Below are 1642 nucleotides of genomic sequence, written 5' to 3'. Positions count from 1 at the left end.
CCGCACCCGCGACCTGCTCACCGCCGAGCGCAGCGCCCTCAACCTCCTGTGCCGCCTGTCGGGCATCGCGACGGCCACGCGCGCGTGGGCGGACGCCCTCGACGGCACCGGGGCCAAGGTCCGCGACACCCGCAAGACCACTCCCGGCCTGCGCGGCCTCGAGAAGTTCGCGGTGCGCTGCGGCGGCGGCGTCAACCACCGCATGTCCCTCTCGGACGCGGCCCTGGTCAAGGACAACCACGTGGTGGCCGCCGGCGGCGTCGCCCAGGCCTTCCGCGCGGTCCGCGAACGCTTCCCCGACGTCCCGATCGAGGTCGAGGTGGACACCCTCCACCAGCTCCGCGAGGTCGTGGACGCCGGCGCCGACCTGATCCTGCTGGACAACTTCACGCCCGGCGAGTGCGAGGAGGCCGTGGCGATCGTCGGGGGCCGCGCCGCCCTGGAGGCCTCCGGCCGCCTCACCCTGGAGAACGCCGGGGCGTACGCCGGCACGGGCGTCGACTACCTCGCCGTGGGAGCCCTCACCCATTCCTCGCCGATCCTCGACATCGGCCTCGACCTGCGCGCGGTGGAGTAGAGCCATGCTGCTGACGATCGACGTGGGCAACACCCAGACCGTCCTGGGCCTCTTCGACGGCGACGACATCGTCGAGCACTGGCGCATCTCCACGGACCCGCGCCGCACCGCCGACGAGCTCGCGGTCCTCTTCCAGGGCCTGATGGGCACGCACCCGCTGCTCGGCGAGGAGCTGGGCGACGGCATCGACGGCATCGCCATCTGCGCCACCGTCCCCTCCGTCCTGCACGAGCTCCGCGAGGTGACCCGCCGCTACTACGGCGACGTCCCCGCGATCCTGGTCGAACCGGGCGTCAAGACCGGGGTGCCCATCCTCACCGACAACCCCAAGGAGGTCGGCGCCGACCGCATCATCAACGCGGTCGCCGCGGTCGACCTCTACGGCGGCCCGGCGATCGTCGTCGACTTCGGCACGGCGACGACGTTCGACGCGGTCAGCGCCCGCGGGGAGTACATCGGCGGCGTCATCGCCCCCGGCATCGAGATCTCCGTGGAGGCGCTCGGTGTCCGCGGCGCCCAGCTGCGCAAGATCGAGGTGGCGCGGCCCCGCAGTGTGATCGGCAAGAACACGGTCGAGGCGATGCAGTCCGGCATCGTCTACGGCTTCGCCGGCCAGGTCGACGGCGTCGTCCACCGCATGGCCCGGGAACTCGCCGCCGACCCCGACGACGTGACGGTGATCGCCACGGGCGGTCTGGCCCCGATGGTCCTGGGCGAGTCCTCGGTCATCGACGAGCACGAGCCCTGGCTCACCCTGATCGGCCTGCGCCTGGTGTACGAGCGGAACGTGTCGCGGATGTAGCGGGTGCCCGGCGCGTGCCCGCAGCCGTGTGCGGCGGCGAGCCGGGGACGACGGCGGGCGCCCGCCCACCCGGGTGGTGCCTTCACGCCACACCCATCCCTTATGCACTGCTTGTCTGATTAGCGCGTATCGTCGCCGCATGCCCACGCCCTACGGATCCCGCGGCGGTGGCGGGGTGGAGGGCGAGGGCGAGGGCGCGGCGGAGCACGCGCAGCTCCTCCACGCCGAACGCCATGCCGCCGCGGGATCCGTAGGGCGTGGGC

The 1642-nt window shown here is 72.8% G+C and carries 2 protein-coding genes; both read left to right on the top strand.

Going from position 1 to position 1642, the window contains the following annotated elements:
• Window positions 1-577: carboxylating nicotinate-nucleotide diphosphorylase (gene nadC, locus B7L92_RS37745; RefSeq protein ID WP_081241606.1), on the top strand; the 577-nt coding region annotated here is incomplete at its 5' end.
• Between the two features lie 4 nt (window positions 578-581).
• Complete coding sequence (locus B7L92_RS37740) at window positions 582-1379, top strand: type III pantothenate kinase (RefSeq protein WP_004985017.1); 798 nt, start codon at window positions 582-584, stop codon at window positions 1377-1379.
• Window positions 1380-1642 lie beyond the last annotated feature (263 nt).

The sequence above is a fragment of the Streptomyces viridosporus genome, assembly GCF_002078235.1.
GTDB lineage: Bacteria > Actinomycetota > Actinomycetes > Streptomycetales > Streptomycetaceae > Streptomyces > Streptomyces viridosporus.
The sequence above is the reverse complement of the archived record's forward strand: the minus strand, read 5'-3'. Positions and strand labels throughout refer to the sequence as shown.

What these genes read in the sequence shown, in the direction of transcription:
- B7L92_RS37740 (WP_004985017.1), top strand. Translation starts at nt 582, where the DNA reads ATGCTGCTGACGATCGACGTGGGCAACACCCAGACCGTCCTGGGCCTC.